The organism is Microbacterium sp. LWS13-1.2 (genome assembly GCF_040144835.1).
Lineage (GTDB): Bacteria > Actinomycetota > Actinomycetes > Actinomycetales > Microbacteriaceae > Microbacterium.
In genome coordinates, this window is sequence record NZ_CP151632.1 from 3,847,942 (window position 1) to 3,864,736 (window position 16,795).

Annotated in this window: 12 protein-coding genes and 1 pseudogene; 7 read left to right on the forward strand and 6 right to left on the reverse strand. The window is 70.8% G+C overall.

Annotated elements, in window-relative coordinates:
- From MRBLWS13_RS17770 to MRBLWS13_RS17795, 6 genes are all read left to right on the forward strand, one after another.
- Complete coding sequence (locus MRBLWS13_RS17770; RefSeq protein WP_349426647.1) at positions 1-627, forward strand: hypothetical protein; 627 nt, start codon at positions 1-3, stop codon at positions 625-627.
- Between the two features lie 10 nt (positions 628-637).
- Entirely contained in the window at positions 638-1,306 is a 669-nt protein-coding gene (locus MRBLWS13_RS17775) for a hypothetical protein (RefSeq protein ID WP_349426648.1), read from the forward strand.
- 82 nt (positions 1,307-1,388) lie between these two features.
- Entirely contained in the window at positions 1,389-3,083 is a 1,695-nt protein-coding gene (locus MRBLWS13_RS17780; protein ID WP_349426649.1) for an Ada metal-binding domain-containing protein, read from the forward strand.
- Positions 3,080-3,592 (forward strand): methylated-DNA--[protein]-cysteine S-methyltransferase, encoded by a 513-nt coding sequence (locus tag MRBLWS13_RS17785; RefSeq protein ID WP_349426650.1) that lies wholly within the window; start codon positions 3,080-3,082, stop codon positions 3,590-3,592. Before MRBLWS13_RS17780 ends, MRBLWS13_RS17785 begins: the two co-directional genes overlap by 4 nt.
- 465 nt (positions 3,593-4,057) lie before the next feature.
- Complete coding sequence (locus MRBLWS13_RS17790; protein WP_349426652.1) at positions 4,058-5,896, forward strand: ABC transporter ATP-binding protein; 1,839 nt, start codon at positions 4,058-4,060, stop codon at positions 5,894-5,896.
- Positions 5,893-7,707, forward strand: a complete 1,815-nt coding sequence (locus MRBLWS13_RS17795; protein WP_349426653.1) for an ABC transporter ATP-binding protein — start codon at positions 5,893-5,895, stop codon at positions 7,705-7,707. The genes MRBLWS13_RS17790 and MRBLWS13_RS17795 overlap by 4 nt, the downstream gene beginning before the upstream one ends.
- Before the next feature lie 198 nt (positions 7,708-7,905).
- On the opposite strand, the gene MRBLWS13_RS17800 is transcribed toward MRBLWS13_RS17795, so the two are convergent.
- The 6 genes and pseudogenes from MRBLWS13_RS17800 to MRBLWS13_RS17825 all read right to left on the reverse strand — a co-directional run bounded on the left by MRBLWS13_RS17800 (position 7,906) and on the right by MRBLWS13_RS17825 (position 14,338).
- Positions 7,906-8,835: a BadF/BadG/BcrA/BcrD ATPase family protein gene (locus tag MRBLWS13_RS17800; protein WP_349426654.1), complete on the reverse strand. Its 930-nt coding sequence runs from the start codon at positions 8,833-8,835 to the stop codon at positions 7,906-7,908.
- Positions 8,832-9,770: a 1,4-beta-xylanase gene (locus MRBLWS13_RS17805; protein WP_349429093.1), complete on the reverse strand. Its 939-nt coding sequence runs from the start codon at positions 9,768-9,770 to the stop codon at positions 8,832-8,834. Before MRBLWS13_RS17805 ends, MRBLWS13_RS17800 begins: the two co-directional genes overlap by 4 nt.
- 41 nt (positions 9,771-9,811) lie before the next feature.
- Positions 9,812-12,316, reverse strand: a complete 2,505-nt coding sequence (locus MRBLWS13_RS17810; RefSeq protein ID WP_349426655.1) for a glycoside hydrolase family 2 protein — start codon at positions 12,314-12,316, stop codon at positions 9,812-9,814.
- A pseudogene (locus tag MRBLWS13_RS17815) lies at positions 12,313-12,672 on the reverse strand (ABC transporter permease subunit); the annotation flags it as partial. The pseudogene MRBLWS13_RS17815 and the gene MRBLWS13_RS17810, both read right to left, overlap by 4 nt.
- An 82-nt stretch (positions 12,673-12,754) precedes the next feature.
- Positions 12,755-13,723, reverse strand: a complete 969-nt coding sequence (locus tag MRBLWS13_RS17820) for an acetylxylan esterase (protein ID WP_349426656.1) — start codon at positions 13,721-13,723, stop codon at positions 12,755-12,757.
- Positions 13,724-13,885: 162 nt separating this feature from the next.
- Complete coding sequence (locus MRBLWS13_RS17825) at positions 13,886-14,338, reverse strand: GNAT family N-acetyltransferase (protein ID WP_349426657.1); 453 nt, start codon at positions 14,336-14,338, stop codon at positions 13,886-13,888.
- Between the two features lie 212 nt (positions 14,339-14,550).
- Here MRBLWS13_RS17825 and MRBLWS13_RS17830 point away from each other — a divergent pair, with 212 nt between their 5' ends.
- Positions 14,551-16,764 carry an NADP-dependent isocitrate dehydrogenase gene (locus tag MRBLWS13_RS17830; protein ID WP_349426658.1) on the forward strand — a complete coding sequence of 738 codons (2,214 nt, stop codon included), beginning with the start codon at positions 14,551-14,553 and terminating at the stop codon, positions 16,762-16,764.
- Positions 16,765-16,795: the final 31 nt, after the last annotated feature.

The following is a 16,795-nucleotide window of genomic DNA, read 5'->3' on the forward strand; positions in this document are numbered from 1 at the left end:
ATGACGCCGACGACCGGTGACCGCGTCTGGCAGCGCCTGCCGCAGGGCTGGATCGAGTTCCGGGCGTTCGGCGATCGCACCCCGGACGAGTGGCTGGCTTGGTACCTCGCGAGCGGTGACGGCTGGCTCCCCGACGAGGCGCGGACGGCGATCGTCGAGGGCTTCCGCGCCGGCGTCGCCGCTTTCGCGGGAACCGACTTCGACTTCGCGGGCGTCTCGCTCACCGCGGGCGAGCGACCCGCCGCGTCGTTCCTGTGCACCAACGTGGTGCGCGCGGCGCCCGGCGTCGACGTGCCGAGCACGCCTTTCCACCGGCTGTTCCCCCTCGTGCGCTTCGGCGAGGAGGCGGGCGCCGAGACCTTCACCGCGCCGGACGGTCGCGTCGGCACCGTCGCCAGTGGCCGGCTGCTCACGGGCGGCATCCCGAACGTGGCGACCGTCGGCGAGCTGCTTCTGCCGGAAGAGGGCGGAACCGTCCTCGTGATGGGCATGTGCTCGGACCCGTCCCAGCGGGCGGAGCTGGCGCTGCTGACCGCCTTCGTGCTGTCGACGACGCAGGTCCTGCCGGAAGGTGTCGAGCCGGCGCTGCCGCTTGCCGATTCCGGCTCCGCGCAGCGCACCGCGTAATCTGACGTGCATGGCTTTCACCTTCATCCGGCCGGAATCGCGCCCGTGGATCGGCGGCGCGACGGCGGATGACGTCACCGTCGCGGAGGCAGACCGCGTCGCGCTGCTGCTCCGCGGCGACTACGAGCGGTGGTCGCGATGGGCCTTCGGCCTCGCCGCCTTCGTGGTGACCGCGGTCGGTGTGTTCGTCGCCCTGGGCATGGTGGATGCGATCTTGCAGCTGGGACGCCCCGCCGCGCTCGTGGATCTCGTGGTGACGGTCGTCGCCGCGATCCTCGCCGGCGTCGCGGCGTTCGGGCTCGTGCGGCTGTGGCTCACCGGACGTGCGCTCACGACGAGCGCCGCCGCATGGCTGCGCGCACCGTTCCGGGCGGGTTCTCATCAGCGCCGCGCCGGCGGGTGGGTGCAGGCGCGAACCGTCTATCTCGAGCCGCGCAACCTCGTGAGGCTGCTGACGTCCTCGCTGGCGTTCCTCACGGCGATCTTCGGCATCGCGGCCGCGGTTCGCGACCTCGCGGGTGGTGACGTCAACGGTCTGTCGGCCGCCGCGGGCCTGATCGGCCTGATCGCGCTCGCGTGCGGGCTCGGCCAGGCGGGCGGTGTGCTCCGCATCGGCTCCGGGGTCGCCGAGGGCGATCCGCTCTGGCACCGCATCCGCTCCGCCTTCGCCCCGCGCTGAGCTCCCGCCCGCCTCGGAGGGGCCGCACAGCCATGTCCGATTTCCGCGAGCGACTGTCGGGGGAGCGTGTCAGGCTAGGGGCATGAGCCTCACCATGACACCCGGCGCGCGCCTCGGCGCCATGTCATTCGACGAGCGCTATCGAGCGATCGACTCGCGCGATGCGCGCTTCGATGGGCAGTTCGTGACGGCGGTCCGCTCCACGGGCATCTACTGCCGGCCGAGCTGCCCCGCCCGCACCCCCAAGCCGTCGAACGTCACGTTCTATCCGACGAGCGCGGCCGCCCACGAGGCGGGCTACCGCGCGTGCAAGCGGTGCCTTCCTGAAGCGGCACCGGGCTCACCGCAGTGGAACCTCCGGGGCGACACCGCGGGCCGCGCCATGCGCCTCATCGCCGACGGCGTGGTCGAGCGCGAGGGCGTTCCCGGGCTCGCGCGGCGGCTCGGCTACTCCCCGCGGCACCTGACGCGGCTCCTCACGACCGAGCTCGGTGCCGGACCCCTGGCCCTCAGCCGCGCGCACCGGGCGCAGACGGCCCGCATGCTGCTCGTGGGCACCGATCTGCCGGCCGCCGACGTCGCCTTCTCGTCGGGCTTCGCGAGTGTGCGGCAGTTCAACGACACCATCCGCGAGGTGTTCGGGATGCCGCCGCTCGAGCTCCGCGCGCGGCGACGGCTGTCGCGACCCGGCGAACGGCAGGCCGCTGCGCCCGCGCAGGGCGCGCCCGGCGTCACGATCGACCTGGCGCTCCCGCACCGGGGTGCGCTCGATGCCGCGGGTCTCTTCGCATGGATGGCCGCCCGCGCGGTGCCGGGCGCCGAGGCGGCCACCGCCTCGACGTTCGCCCGCACGCTGCGTCTTCCCCACGGGCCGTCATGGTTCGAGCTCCGCCTGGACGACGTGGGCCGTGTCCGCCTGCGCGCGGCGATGACGAACCTCGCGGATCTGTCGACCCTCGTCACGCGTGCGCGGCGTCTGTTCGACCTCGATGCCGACCCGGTCGCCGTCGACGAGTCGCTGGCGCAGCATCCGCAGCTCGCTCCGCAGGTCGCGGGTCTTCCGGGCATCCGCGTGCCGGGCGCCGCCGACCCGCACGAGATGCTCATCCGGGCCATGGTCGGCCAGCAGATCACGGTCGTGGCCGCACGCACGGCGCTCACGGCGCTGACCGCGGCGCTCGGCGAGGAGGTGCCCGCCTTCGCGGGCATGCTCTCCGGGACCCCTGCGGCCGCCCCCGAAGCGGCGGCCGCCGACCCAGCTGGCGTCGGCGCAGCGGACGCGCCTGTCCCTGTCCGGCTGTTCCCGACGATGTCCGCGATCGCCGAGCGCGGGGGAGAGGTGCTGCGCGGGCCCGCCGCCCGCATCCGTGCGATCACCGGAGCGGCCGCCGCCCTCGCCGACGGCACGCTCACCCTCACCCCGGGCGACGACGCGGTCGAGCAGCGGGCGGCCCTCCTGGCGATGCCCGGCATCGGCCCGTGGACCGCCGACTACGTGCGCATGCGGGTGCTCGCCGACCCCGACGTCTTCCTGCCGGGCGACGTCGCCGTCCGCGCGGGCGCCGCCGCTCTCGGGCTCCCCGCCGAGCCGCGCGCGCTCGACGACTGGGCTGCGCGCACCGCGCCGTGGCGCAGCTACCTCACCGCTCACCTGTGGAACGCGGTCCCGCCGAGGGCGCCCGCCACAGCACGCGCCGCACGACCGCTCCGCGAGGCGCGAGCGGACGCATCCGTCCCATCCACTCCGTCCCCATCGACCACCGGAGGCTTGTCATGACCACCGCGACCATCCAGACCCTCGAGACGCCCGACGGCGCCTTCACGCTCCTCGCCGACGACGCGGGGCGCGTGCTCGCCTCGGGCTGGACCGCCGACCCTGCGGCGATCCTGGCCCGGCTGTCGGAGCGCGTGCGCCCCTCGATCGTCGAGACAGGAGAGACGGATGCCGCCGCCGCTGTGGCGGCCTACTACGAGGGCGACCTCGCCGCGATCGACGACGTCGAGGTCGCGCAGCACGGCACCCCGATGCAGCTCGCCGGCTGGGCGGCGCTGCGGCGCATCGCCCCCGGTCGTCCGCTGACCTACAGCGAGTTCGCCGCCGAGCTCGGCTCTCCGAGCGCCGTGCGCGCCGCGGCATCCATCTGCGCCCGCAACGCCCCAGCCCTGTTCGTGCCCTGCCATCGCGTGCTGCGCACCGACGGAAGCCTCGGCGGGTTCGCCTGGGGCCTGCCCGTCAAGCGGCGGCTGCTCGACCGCGAGGCCGCGGTGCCCGCGCTGATCGCGTAAGCCTCCGGCACCCCGGATCGTCCCAGGACGCTCCGGGGCGTGCGGCGTCCACGGGGGCCACCCGCGAAGAACTTCCGGGGAGGCGGAAAGCGCTTGTTGCGCCCAGGGAATTCTCAGGTATAGGCTGGAGGGCTGGCGTGTCGTTTCGGCGGCACCCGGCTCATGTCCCGCGAACAAGGAGGAAGCCATGTCTCAGGCCGTCGTCACCACGAAGCCGATTGTCTTCCTGCCTGCTTCCGGGACGCCGCGCGTCGCCCTCGAGGGATAATCCCCGGGCCGACCTCCGCCGATCCGCCGCACCCGCGGCGCCGCCGCTCGCAACGCCGCGCGGCATAGGATCACCAGCTCCCGCGTTCTGACGTACAGGACGCCTCTCCGGCGACCCCGCACGCTGTCTGTGCAGTGCGCCGTCCCCGCCGTTCCCGCGGCATCGAAACGCCCCCGCCACACCACTCGTCAAGGATCATGACTACGTCTTCCGCTGAGAGACTCTCTACGCCACGCGCGCTCGCGCGCCTTCTCCCCTTCGCCAGACCCGTGCTGCCGCGACTGACGATGGGCGCCGTCAGTGCGCTCTTCGCCAGCCTGCTCGCGCTGGCCATCCCGCTCGTGCTCGAGCAGATCGTCCAAGGCCCCATCGCCTCGGGCGACATCACCGCGATCTGGTGGGGGGCCGGAGCCATCCTGCTCCTCGGCCTTGCCGAAGCGGGCATGGTCTGGCTGCGCCGCTGGTTCGTGCTGGCGCCCGCGACCCTGGTCGAGTACGACCTGCGCCAGACCTTCTACTCGCGCCTGCAGCGCCTGCCGGTCGCGTTCCACGACCGCTGGCAGTCGGGTCAGCTGCTCAGCCGCATGATGCAGGACATCAGCATGCTGCGCCGCTGGCTCGCCTTCGGGCTCGTGCTGCTCGTCGTGAACGTCCTTACGATCGCCGTCGGCACGGCGCTGCTGTTCCGCTGGCACTGGCTGCTCGGAACGATCTTCCTCGTCACGTCCGCTCCGCTGTGGTACGCCGGGTACCGGTTCGAGAAGACCTACGGAACCCTCGCGCGACAGTCCCAGGACCAGGCCGGCGATCTCGCGACCTCCGTCGAGGAGAGCGTTCACGGCATCCGGGTCCTGAAGGCCTTCGGCCGCGGCAAGCACGCGCTCCAGCGCTTCACGCGGCAGGCCGAGACGCTGCGCGAGACCGAGCTGCGCAAGGCGCGCGCGGTCGGCTGGATCTGGTTCTGGCTGGTGCTGCTCCCCGACATCGCCTTCGCGCTGTGCCTGGGTGCGGGCATCTACCTGACCGCCATGGGTCAGCTGCAGGGCGCCGAGCTCATCGCGTTCTTCGCGATGGCCACGGTGCTGCGCTGGCCGATGGAGTCGATCGGCTTCCTGTTCTCGTTCCTGCTGGACGCGCGCACCGCGACCGACCGCCTCTTCGAGGTGTTCGACGAGGAGAACACGATCATCGACCCCGTCGAGCCCGTCTCGATCGAGCGCCCGCGCGGCGCGCTCGTCTTCGAGGGAGCGCACTTCCGCTACCAGGATGCGGCGACCCACGAGCGCGATCTGCTCGACGGGATCGACCTGGCCGTCCGCCCGGGCGAGACCATGGCTCTCGTCGGACTCACCGGCTCGGGCAAGACGACGCTCACCACGCTGCCCACCCGCCTGTACGACGTGACCGGCGGCCGGGTGACGCTGGACGGCGTGGACGTGCGCGACCTGACCCTCAAAGAGCTGCGCCGGCACATCAGCATGGCGTTCGAGGACGCGACGCTCTTCTCCCAGACCGTGAGGGACAACGTGCTGCTCGGCCGCGAGGACCTCGTCCCCGGCAGCGACGAAGCCGAGCGCGTGCTTCGCGAGGCGCTCGACGTCGCCCAGGCGGGATTCGTCGATGAGCTGCCCGACGGCGTCGACACGATCATCGGCGAAGAGGGGCTGTCCCTCTCCGGTGGCCAGCGACAGCGGCTCGCGCTCGCGCGCGCCGTCGCCGCCCGGCCGGCTGTGCTCGTGCTCGACGACCCGCTGTCGGCGCTCGACGTCGACACCGAGGCCCTCGTCGAAGACGCACTTCGGCAGGTCCTGCACGAGACGACCGCGCTCGTCGTGGCGCACCGCCCCTCGACCGTCATGCTCGCCGATCGCGTGGCGCTGCTCGAGGCCGGCCGCGTGACGGCGGTCGGCACGCACTCCGAGCTGCTGCGCACCAGCAGCCACTACCGACACGTGATCTCGAGTCTCGAGGTCGAGGAAGCACGCATGCAAGCCGCTCGACAAGCTCAGGAACCGATGGGGGAGGTGACCCTGTGAGCACCACAGTGACCGGAACCAGCGGCGAAGACCGCTCCGACTACACGCGCGCCGAGAGCAAGGAGATCCGCAGGCGCTCGCTGCGCCTGCTCGGCTCGCTCATCACGCCGGTGCGCGGGCAGCTGATCCTCGCCGGCGTCGTGCTGGTGATCTCGACCGCGCTGCGCGTCGCGGGCCCCTGGCTCATCGGTATCGGCATCAACAACGCGCTGCCCGCTGCGGTGGAGCGGATGGACTGGATGCCGACGATCCTCGTCGTGCTGGTCTACCTGGTGACGGCGATCGGCGGTGCCGCCCTCATCGGCTGGTACGTCGTGGTGGCCGCGCGCCTCACGCAGGCGATCATGCTCGATCTGCGCAAGCGCATCTTCCTGCACACGCAGCGACTCAGCCTGGAGTTCCACGAGTCGTACACGTCGGGCCGCATCATCTCGCGTCAGACGAGCGACCTCGACACCATCCGCGAGCTGCTCGACGGTGGCCTCAACGAGCTCGTCTCCGGCATCCTGTACGGCGCATTCACGCTGGCTGCGCTGTACATCGTGGACTGGCAGTCCGGTGTGATCCTAACGGTGATGGGCATTCCGCTGTACCTGCTCATGCGCTGGTTCTACTCGCGCTCGCAGCTGGTGTACCGGGAGTCCCGCGTCATCAGCGCCAAGGTGATCGTCAAGTTCGTCGAGACGATGACCGGCATCCGCGCGGTGAAGGCCTTCCGCAAGGAGGACCGCAACGACGAGGAGTTCGGCGCCGTGGCGATGGACTACCGCGACGTGAACATGCGCTCGATCCGCCTGTTCGGCACGTTCGAGCCGGGGCTCATGGCCGTGGCGTCGGTGACGCTCGCGGTCGTGATCGCGTGGGGCGGCATCCGTGTCGTGGACGGCGCGATGGAGATCGGCTTCCTGCTGTCAGCGGTGCTGTACGTCCGCAACTTCTTCTCTCCGCTGCAGGAGGTCGCGTTCTTCCTGAACTCGTACCAGTCGGCGACGGCGGCGCTCGAGAAGGTGTCGGGCGTGCTGGAGGAGGAGCCCACGGTTCCCGACCCGAAGCACCCGGTCGACCTCTGGACGGCGAAGGGCCACCTCGAGTTCCGCAACGTGGAGTTCGGATACGGCACGGGGCGCACCATCCTGCCGGACTTCTCGCTCGACATCCCCGCCGGGCAGACGATCGCGCTCGTCGGCACGACGGGCGCGGGCAAATCGACGCTCGCCAAGCTCGTGTCGCGGTTCTACGACCCGACGAAGGGCGCGGTCACGCTCGACGACGTCGACCTGCGGTCCCTGCACCCGAAGGACCTGCGCCGAGCGATCGTCATGGTCACGCAGGAGGCCTACCTCTTCAGCGGCACGGTCGCCGACAACATCGCGCTCGGCAAGCCCGACGCGACGCTCGACGAGATCAAGGCCGCCGCCAAGGCGGTGGGGGCGGATGCCTTCATCGAGGCCCTGCCGGACGGCTACGACACCGACGTGAACAAGCGCGGCGGCCGCGTGTCGGCGGGACAGCGTCAGCTGGTCTCGTTCGCGCGCGCGTTCCTCGCGAACCCGGCGGTGCTCATCCTCGATGAGGCGACGGCGTCGCTCGACATGCCGTCCGAGCGGCAGATCCAGGATGCCCTGCAGACCCTGCTCGCCGACCGCACCGCGATCATCATCGCGCACCGTCTGTCGACGGTCGCGATAGCGGACCGCGTGCTGGTCATGGAGCACGGCCGCATCATCGAGGACGACGCCCCCGATGCGCTGATCGGCGGCGACGGCAAGTTCGCCCAGCTCCACAGTGCGTGGAGGGAGTCGCTGGTCTGACCCGCGCGAGACCCGGATGCCCCGGCCCACCTGTCCACACAGGGCCGGGGCATCCGCCGTTCCTCCCGCGTGCGGGCGCCTCCCGACTCCCGCGAACCGACGCCTCAACAGGGCAACCGGGCTTCCGCAGGATGGACGGTGCGCGGTTCTCCTGTGGAAGGCCGGTTGACCTGTCGAACGCGGATGTCAGCGCGGACGTCAGGCTCGGGCGACCGACACCGCGTGGGCGAGTGGATGCTGGGGGGCGAGGCCCGCGAGGGCGGCGGCGCCGTCGATCCCGTGACCGCGTGGCTCGACGAGCGTGACGTTCAGCTCGCTCGCGGCGATGTGCGAGGCGAAGGCCTCGTGCAGCTGCGGCGAGCGGAACACGCCGCCGATGGCGCAGGCCGCGAAGCGCTCGTCGGGGTCGTCGGAGCGCACCCGGCGCAGGGCGGTCTCGACGCTGTGGGCGAGCTCGCCGCCGGCCCGCACGGTGATGTTCTGCGACACCGCGTCGCCGTCGGAGGCCAGCCGCGCGACGTGCGCGGCGAACGAGGCGACGACGCTCACGCGGTCGTCGTCGGACTGCAGGTGGATGTACGCCTGGGTGAGGTCGGGCCACCGCTCCTCGGCCACAGCGCGGAGCGCCGTGGCCGGACCGCGCCCGTCGAACTCCCGCATCACGGCGTCGAGCGCCTCACGGCCGATCCAGTATCCGCTGCCGGCGTCGCCCATGAGGTAGCCCCACCCGTCGACGCGGGCGACGCGCTCCGCGCCGACCGCGAGGGTGACCACGCCCGTGCCCGCGGCGACGACCGCGCCTCGAGTGTCGCCGAGTGCCCCTAGGAACGACGTCGTCGAGTCGTGCGCGAGGATCACCTCGTGCACCGCCGGGTCGGCGATGCGGGCGAGTAGGGCCGCGGCATCCGCCTCCTTCGTCGTCAGCCCCGAGACACCCGCGCTCACGACCGACACCTCGGTGCCGGTGCGCTCGATCGCGGCGTGCGCGACGGCGGCGAGCTGCGGCAGCAGCGGCTCGTGCGTGCGGATGCCGGGGAACAGCAGGTCGTGCTCCCGCACCCGCACCTTGATGCCGGTCTGCCCGGCGTCGATCGCCAGTACCGTGCCTGTCTCCGTGCGCTCGGTCATCGCTGCTGCTCCATCCCTGTGCCACCCGCACGCAGATGGTACGCGTCGCGGAGGAACTCGCCGGCGGGCTCGCCGTACGGGCAGTAGTCGTCGTTCGCAGCCGCCTCGTCGGCCGCGTAGAGCCGGGGCGGCCAATCCCACAGCATGAACCCATGCACCCACGGGCGCGCGTCGCAGGCGGCGAACATCGCCTCGTAGTAGCGCAGTTGCGCCGCACCTGACGGGGCGCCGGGCAGCGACCAGTCGTTGGGACGGTCCGGCGAGCCCTCGCGCGAGGGGCAGCCGGCCGCCATGAAGAAGAACGGCTTGCCCGTCTCGGCAACGGCCCGCTCGATGCGGTCGAGTTCGGCATCCCATCGGTCGATCGGGTAGTAGCCGCTAGCGGTGACGACGTCGACCGCGTCCCACCACGAGAGGCGGTCCTCCTGGTACTTGTCGCAGTTGTAGGTGACGATGCCCGAGAACTCGGCGCTCACGTCGGCGATGAGCGCGCGCCACTCGGCCTCGCGGGCGTCGGCGCGCACCATCTCGCAGCCGACGCAAAGCATCTCACAGCACTCGGCCTCGGCGATCCGCGCCGCGTGCACGATGAACTCGCGGTACGACGCGAACCACTCTCCCCACGTCGGCTCTCCGGGCACATCCTGGTCGAAGAACCCGATGTACGCGCGCCACGTGCCGTCGGCGACGTTGACGACGGGCTTGAGGCACACCTTCAGCCCGAGCGCCTTCGCATCGCGGATGGCCCAGACGACCTCCTCGTCGGTCACGGTCGGCGCCTCACGGAAGGGCACCTCGGTCGACTGCGCCGTGTCCTGCAGGGCCGAGTACGCGATCGCCGTCCAGTTCACGCCGTGGTCGGCCATAGCCCGCAGGGAGTGGGATGCCGCGGGCGTCGCCCACGTGCCGCGCACGCCTGTCCAGCCCCAGGTCATTCCGGCCACGTACGAACCGAGCGCCTGGGCGGTCTCGGCGGTCACGACGCGACCAGCTCGTTGGCCGTGCGCAGCACCCGAGGATCGGAGAGCGCGGATGCCGCGAGGGGGTTGCCGTCGTGTCGCACGAGCAGCGTCATGCTCTCGCCCGGCAGCAGCGTCACGAGTGCCTCGGAGGCGACCGCGCCCGGGTCGACCTTGTCGACCAGCAGGGTGAGGTCGCGCACCAGGGAGCCCGCGGTGAGCGAGACCAGCGTGCCGCCCGCGGTGGGCTCGGTGCGGAGCTCGACACGCGCGGCGCCGAGCTCCGACTCGCGCGGCTCGGCGAAGAACCAGTGGCCGCGCACGTCGTCGACGCCGGCGACGACGAGCTCGCTCGCCGCGTCGCCGGGCGTGACGATGTCGGTGGGGAGAGGAACGGTGACCGTCTCGCGCGGTGCGAGGGAGACCGGCGTGGTGAACCGGGCGAGCTCGTCGCCCGTGAACCCGACGCGGCGCGCGAGGAGCTCGCCCTCCCAGGCCTCGGCGGTGTCGTTCACGAGGACGGCCGCGAGCCCGCCGTCACGCGGCTGCACGGTCGCCAGACGCGGGGCGAACGCGTTCTTCAGCGCGTAGTACAGGGGCTTCGGGCGCTCGTCTCCGTCGATGGCCGCCCACGACGTCACCGGCCAGCAGTCGTTCAGCTGCCAGACGATCGCGCCCTGGGTGTGCGGCGCCCATGAGCGGAAGTGCTCGAGTGCCGTGCGCACGGCCAGCGCCTGGTTGAGCTGCATCGCCCAATGCCAGTCCTCCATGGCCTCCGGCATCCGGAAGTGGGGGATCAGGCCGTTCGTGAGCTTGGTGTTGCCCTCCATCGCCTTCTGATGCACGATCATGCCGGGCGATTCAGGGGTGAGCGGGTCGTCGCTGATGGAGCGGACGAGGGTGCTCCACGCCGGGGGGCCCTGCCAGCCGAACTCGGCGACGAACCGGGGCTTGTGGTCGCGGTACGTCGTCCAGTCGAGTCGGTTCCACTGCTCCCACAGGTGCATGGAGCCGTGCTGCTCGTCGTTGGGGTGCGGCCCGGTCTGCGCCGTGCCATCCCAGCCCATGCCGGGGCTGAACGGGCTTCCGGGCGCGTACGGGACGTGCGCGGCGAGCTCGGCGACCAGCGCGGGGAACAGCTCGTAGTAATAGTGGGCGCCCCAGGTCTTGCCGTCCAGGCGCTGCTTCCAGCCCCAGTCCTCGTAGCCCCACAGGTTCTCGTTGTTGCCGGTGAGCAGCACGAGCGAGGCATGGTGGCCGAGCCGCACGATGTTCTCGCGCGCCTCCGCCTCGACCTCGGAGCGCAGCGGCTCCTCCTCGGCGTAGGCGGCGCACGCGAACAGGAAGTCCTGCCAGACCAGCAGTCCCAGCTCGTCGGCGAGCTCGTAGAAGTCGTCGGACTCGTAGAGTCCGCCGCCCCACACGCGGATGAGGTTGAGGTTGGCGTCGAGCGCCTGCTCGAAGCGGCGCCGCAGCCGGTCGCGGGTGACCCGCACCGTGAGGGCGTCGTCGGGGATCCAGTTCACGCCCTTCACGAACACGGGCTGGTCGTTGACGACCAGTGTGAACGGCATCCCCGACTCGTCGGGCGTCATGTCCCAGCGCACGTCGCGGAAGCCGACGACGCGGTGCACGGCATCCAGCGGACCCGGGCCGTCGCCGCCCTGCAGCCGGACGTCCACGACGTACAGCGGCTGCTCGCCGTAGCCCGCGGGCCACCAGCGCTCGACGGCCGGCAGGTCCAGTCGCACGTGCGCACGATCGCCCTCGAACTCGACGACGGTGACCGGAAGCGAGCCGTCGCCTAGTCCGGGTCCGTTCACGGCGACGCTCACAGAGAGGGGGACGGATGCCTCGGCCGCGCGCTCGATCTCCACATCGACCTCGATCGTGCCGCCGTCGCCCGACGGCGTCGCGACCACGCGCGTCTGCGCCAGGCGCGCGAGCGACCAGGACTCCAGGCCGACCGGCTTGACGATGCCGCTGGTGTACGTCGCGATGCCCCAGTCCCAGCCGAAGCTGCACGCCGACTTGCGGATGGCGTCGTAGGGGAGCGGGTACGGGCGCTGCCGTACCCCGAGAGCGGCGCTCTGCTCGTTGGCGTACTTGACGGGCGAGCGGAAGCGCACGACGAGGTCGTTGTCGCCATCGACGAGCGCGCCGCGCACATCGAACCGGTAGGAGCGGTGCTGGTTGGCCGTCGCCCCGATCTCACTGCCGTTGAGCAGGATGGTCGTCACGGTGTCGAGCCCTTCGAACACGAGATCCGTGCGGTCTGCGGCATCCGCGGTCCATGTGAACGTGGTCGCGTACGTCCAGTCGACCAGGCCGATCCACGCGAGCGCGGACTCGTTGTCGTCGAGGAACGGATCGGGGATGAGTCCCGCGGCCAGGAGGTCGGTGTGCACGCAGCCGGGGACCGTGGCGGCGATGGTGCCGGCGAATCCTTCCGGCGCCGGTCCGGCGGCGGCGCGGAGGGTCCAGCCCGAGTCGAGGGGACGGAACGAGAGGGCGGTGGTCACTTGACGGCTCCTGCGGTGAGGCCCTTGTAGATCCATCGCTGCAGCAGCAGGAAGGCGACGAGGGTCGGGATGATGACGAGGACGGTGCCGGCCGAGATGACCTCCCACTGGGCGCCGAACGGTCCCTTGAACCGGAACAGCGACGTGGAGATCAGTCCTTCGGACGGCAGATAGAGGAACGGTGCGTAGAACTCGTTGTACACCGCGATGCCCTTGATGATGACGACCGTCGCGATCGCGGGTCGCAGCAGGGGCAGCACGATGCGCCAGTAGATCGTCCACCGGTTCGCGCCGTCGATCATCGCCGCCTCGTCGAGGGAGACCGGGATCGACTGCATGAACTGGAGTGCCACAAAAGGGTGAGCACGGGCGCGAGATAGCGACGTTTCGTGACCCCCGAACCGCCGGGGCGAGCCGCCGGCGGGCGCGGGGGAGCGGTCAGGCGAGAGTCGAGAGGAAGGCGGCCTGCTTGGGGAACTGGAACGCCTGACCGCCCTCGTGGCCGTTGTGGGTGTAGACCTCGATGCGCTTGTCGGCGGTCTCGTGCCGGTTGAACGCGGCGTAGACGGTCGACGGCGGGCAGATCGTGTCCATGAGGGCGACCGAGTACAAGGCCGCGGCATCCGCCCGCTTCGCCATGTTCACGCCGTCGAAGTACGACAGGGTCTCGAACACCCGCTCGTCGGCGCCGCGGTGCACGGCCAGGTAGCGCACGACCTCCTGGTAGGGGTCGTCGCCGGTGAGGCCGACCGCGCGCTCGAAGTGGCAGAGGAACGGCACGTCGGGCATGACGGCCACGAGGCCGTCGGAGAGGCCGGCGGCCGCGATCGCGATGCCGCCGCCCTGGCTCGCGCCGCACACCGCCACGCGGTCGGCGTCCACCTGCGGGAGCGTTCGCACCGCGTCCACCGCGCGCACGGCGTCCGTGAAGACCCGGCGGTAATAGTAGGTCGCGGGGTCTTCGATGCCGCGGGTCATGAAGCCGGACGAAGACGGGCCGGTGCCGTGCGGATCGAGCGTGTCGCCACCCGAGCCCCACATCGATCCCTGGCCGCGCGTGTCCATGAAGAGGTGAGCGTAGCCGGCGGCGGCCCATCCGAGGCGCTCGCCGGGGAGGCCTCGGCCTCCGCCGTAGCCCTGGTACTCGACGACGGCCGGAAGAGGTCCGGTGGCGCCTGCCGGGAGCGTGAGCCACGCCTTGACAGGGTCGCCGCCGAAGCCGGGGAACGTCACGTCGAAGATGTCGACCAGCGTGTACGGCGTGTCGAGCAGCGCGACCTCGGGCGCGGCATCCCACTGTCGCGACGCTGCGATCGTGGCGTTCCAGAAGTCGTCGAAATCGGCGGGTTCGCGAACGTCGGGGGCGTAGCCCGCGAGCTCGGCGGGGGACAGATCGAATCTCGGCACGGACTCACCCTAGTGCGTCGCGCGCAAGCGTTTCGACGATCTTCGAGAGGGCGACGAGGCCTCGATGGGGGAGGGGTATTCGAGGCCCCGCCGCCGGTCTCTGGCGCGCCCGGCGGGCGCTGTGTGGGGAAAGTCTTCCGGGGGATTCGGGCGGCTGTTACGTCAGAGACGGATCTCTGCGATGACCTCACCGTACTCGGTCTCACCGACCGGTGTGAAGCCCACACGCTCGAAGAACTGCTGCGGACCCCCTTCGCCGGCTTCGTAGATGACGCAGACGTGGTCCATGCCGCGGTTGCGAGCCTCGTCGATGAGGCCCTTCACGGCGAAGCGACCGACGCCGCGGCCCTGGTCGTCGGCGTCCACGTTGATGCGCCACAGCACCGAGCGGAAGTGCTCCACCGGATCGTCCGGATCGAAGTTGGCGCTCACGAAGGCGACCACCTCCTCGCCGTCGAGCACGACGCGCTGCCACGCCGTCTGCGGGTTCACTACGGTCGCCGCGATGCCGTAGCTGACGGGGGAGAGGTATTCCTCCTGGCCGGGCTTCAGCGACAGATTGTTGACCGCCACGATGGTCGCGGCGGACAGTTCGACGAGTCGCAGATCACCCATGGGCCCCAGGCTAGCCCGGATGACGACATCCGGCACTCTGAGGGGTCCGGATTAACGCGGTGTTCACACGCGGCGGCGCGGAGCGCCCAGGCTCCGACGTGAGGCCGAAACCGCGGAAACTCGGTGTCACGGCGGGTGGAGATCTCTTGACGTCGAGATATCTCGGGTGCTTGCGATAGGCTGATGGCCGACCCGTGAGAAGGACGTGACTGGTGACCGATTCGACCATCATCTACACCTATACCGACGAGGCACCGGCCCTCGCGACCGCATCGTTCCTGCCGATCGTGCAGGCCGTCACCCGCCAGGCGGGGGTGGACGTCGAGACGCGTGACATCTCGCTCGCCGGCCGCATCCTCGCGGCGTTCCCGCAGAACCTGACGCCCGAGCAGCAGGTCGGCGACGCGCTCGCCGAGCTCGGGGGCCTGGCGACGCTGCCCGAGGCGAACATCATCAAGCTGCCGAACATCTCGGCGTCGATCCCCCAGCTCAAGGCGGCGATCGCCGAGCTCCAGTCGCAGGGCTATGACGTCCCCGACTACCCGGACGAGGCGCAGTCGCTCGAAGACAAGGACGTCCGCGCGCGGTACGACCGCATCAAGGGCTCGGCGGTCAACCCCGTGCTGCGCGAGGGCAACAGCGACCGCCGTGCGCCGCTGTCGGTCAAGAACTACGCGCGCAAGCACCCGCACCGCAACAAGCCGTTCGCCGAGGGCTCCAAGACCCGCGTCGCCACGCTCGGCCACGACGACTTCAAGTCGAACGAGAAGACCACGGTGATCCCGGCCGACGACGTGCTGTCGATCCAGCACGTTGCGGCCGACGGCACGGTCACCTCGCTGAAGACCGGCATCAAGGTGCTGCCCGGCGAGATCATCGACAGCACCTTCCTCTCGGCGGCGGCGCTCGACGCGTTCCTCGCCGAGACCCTCGAGACGGCCAAGGCCGATGACGTGCTCTACTCGGTGCATCTCAAGGCCACCATGATGAAGGTCAGCGACCCGATCATCTTCGGCCACGTCGTGAAGGCCTACTACGCCGACGTCTTCGACCGCTATGGCGACAAGATCGCCGAGGCCGGCCTCACGCCCAACGACGGACTCGGCGCGATCCTCGCCGGCCTCGGCGACATCGAAGGCGGCGACGAGATCGCCGCCGCGATCGCCGCCGCGACCGACTCCCCGCGACTGTCGTACGTGAACTCCGACAAGGGCATCACGAACCTCCACGTGCCGTCCGACGTCATCGTCGACGCGTCGATGCCGGCGCTCGTCCGCAACGGCGGAAAGCTGTGGGGCGCCGACGGCGGCGAGGGCGACACCCTGGCCGTCATCCCCGACTCCTCCTACGCGAGCGTCTACCAGACGGTGATCGACGACGTCATCGCGCACGGCCCGCTCGACCCCGCCAAGATCGGCACCGTGCCGAACGTCGGCCTCATGGCGCAGGCTGCCGAGGAGTACGGCAGCCACGACAAGACGTTCGAGCTGCAGGCCGCCGGCACCGTCCAGGTCGTCAACCAGGCGGGCGACGTGCTGCTCGAGCACTCCGTGCAGCCGGGCGACATCTGGCGTGCGACGCAGACCAAGGACATCGCCATCCGCGACTGGGTGAAGCTCGCCGTCACGCGCGCCCGCGCCACCGGCGCTCCGGCCGTCTTCTGGCTGGATGAGAACCGCTCGCACGACGCGGCCCTCATCGCGAAGGTGAAGGAGTACCTGCAGGCCCACGACACCGAGGGGCTCACCATCGAGATCCTCGCGCCGGCCGACGCCACGCAGTACTCGCTCGACCGGCTGCGCAAGGGTGAGGACACCATCTCGGTGACCGGCAACGTGCTGCGCGACTACCTCACCGACCTCTTCCCCATCCTCGAGGTCGGCACGAGCGCCAAGATGCTCTCGATCGTCCCGCTCCTCGCGGGCGGCGGACTCTTCGAGACCGGTGCCGGCGGCTCCGCTCCCAAGCACGTGCAGCAGCTCCTGGAGGAGGACTACCTCCGCTGGGACTCGCTCGGAGAGTTCTTCGCGCTCGCCGCGTCGCTCGAGCACCTCGCCGACTTCACCGGCAACATCAAGGCGCAGGTGCTGGCCGACACGCTGGATGCCGCGACCGGCACGTTCCTCGAGAACGACAAGTCGCCCGGACGCGCGCTCGGCACGATCGACAACCGCGGCAGCCACTTCTACCTGACCCTGTACTGGACGCAGGAGCTGGCGAAGCAGCAGGCCGACCCCGAGCTCGCGGCGGCCTTCGCCCCCGTGGCCGAGGCACTGGCGGCGGGCGAGGAGCAGATCGTCGGCGAGCTGATCGCCGTGCAGGGCTCGCCCGTCGACGTCGGCGGGTACTACCGTCCCGATGCCGAGCTCGTCGCCGGCGTGATGCGCCCGTCGCAGACCTTCAATGGGATCATCGACTCGCTCTGATCGGATGCCCATGAGAAGAGCGGATGCCCCG

Excerpts from the sequence above, each read along its gene's own strand:
- MRBLWS13_RS17770 (WP_349426647.1), top strand. The coding sequence starts at position 1 with ATGACGCCGACGACCGGTGACCGCGTCTGGCAGCGCCTGCCGCAGGGC.
- MRBLWS13_RS17775 (WP_349426648.1), top strand. The coding sequence starts at position 638 with ATGGCTTTCACCTTCATCCGGCCGGAATCGCGCCCGTGGATCGGCGGC.
- MRBLWS13_RS17780 (WP_349426649.1), top strand. The coding sequence starts at position 1,389 with ATGAGCCTCACCATGACACCCGGCGCGCGCCTCGGCGCCATGTCATTC.
- MRBLWS13_RS17785 (WP_349426650.1), top strand. The coding sequence starts at position 3,080 with ATGACCACCGCGACCATCCAGACCCTCGAGACGCCCGACGGCGCCTTC.
- MRBLWS13_RS17790 (WP_349426652.1), top strand. The coding sequence starts at position 4,058 with ATGACTACGTCTTCCGCTGAGAGACTCTCTACGCCACGCGCGCTCGCG.
- MRBLWS13_RS17800 (WP_349426654.1), bottom strand. The coding sequence starts at position 8,835 with ATGACCGAGCGCACGGAGACAGGCACGGTACTGGCGATCGACGCCGGG.
- MRBLWS13_RS17805 (WP_349429093.1), bottom strand. The coding sequence starts at position 9,770 with ATGACCTGGGGCTGGACAGGCGTGCGCGGCACGTGGGCGACGCCCGCG.
- MRBLWS13_RS17825 (WP_349426657.1), bottom strand. The coding sequence starts at position 14,338 with ATGGGTGATCTGCGACTCGTCGAACTGTCCGCCGCGACCATCGTGGCG.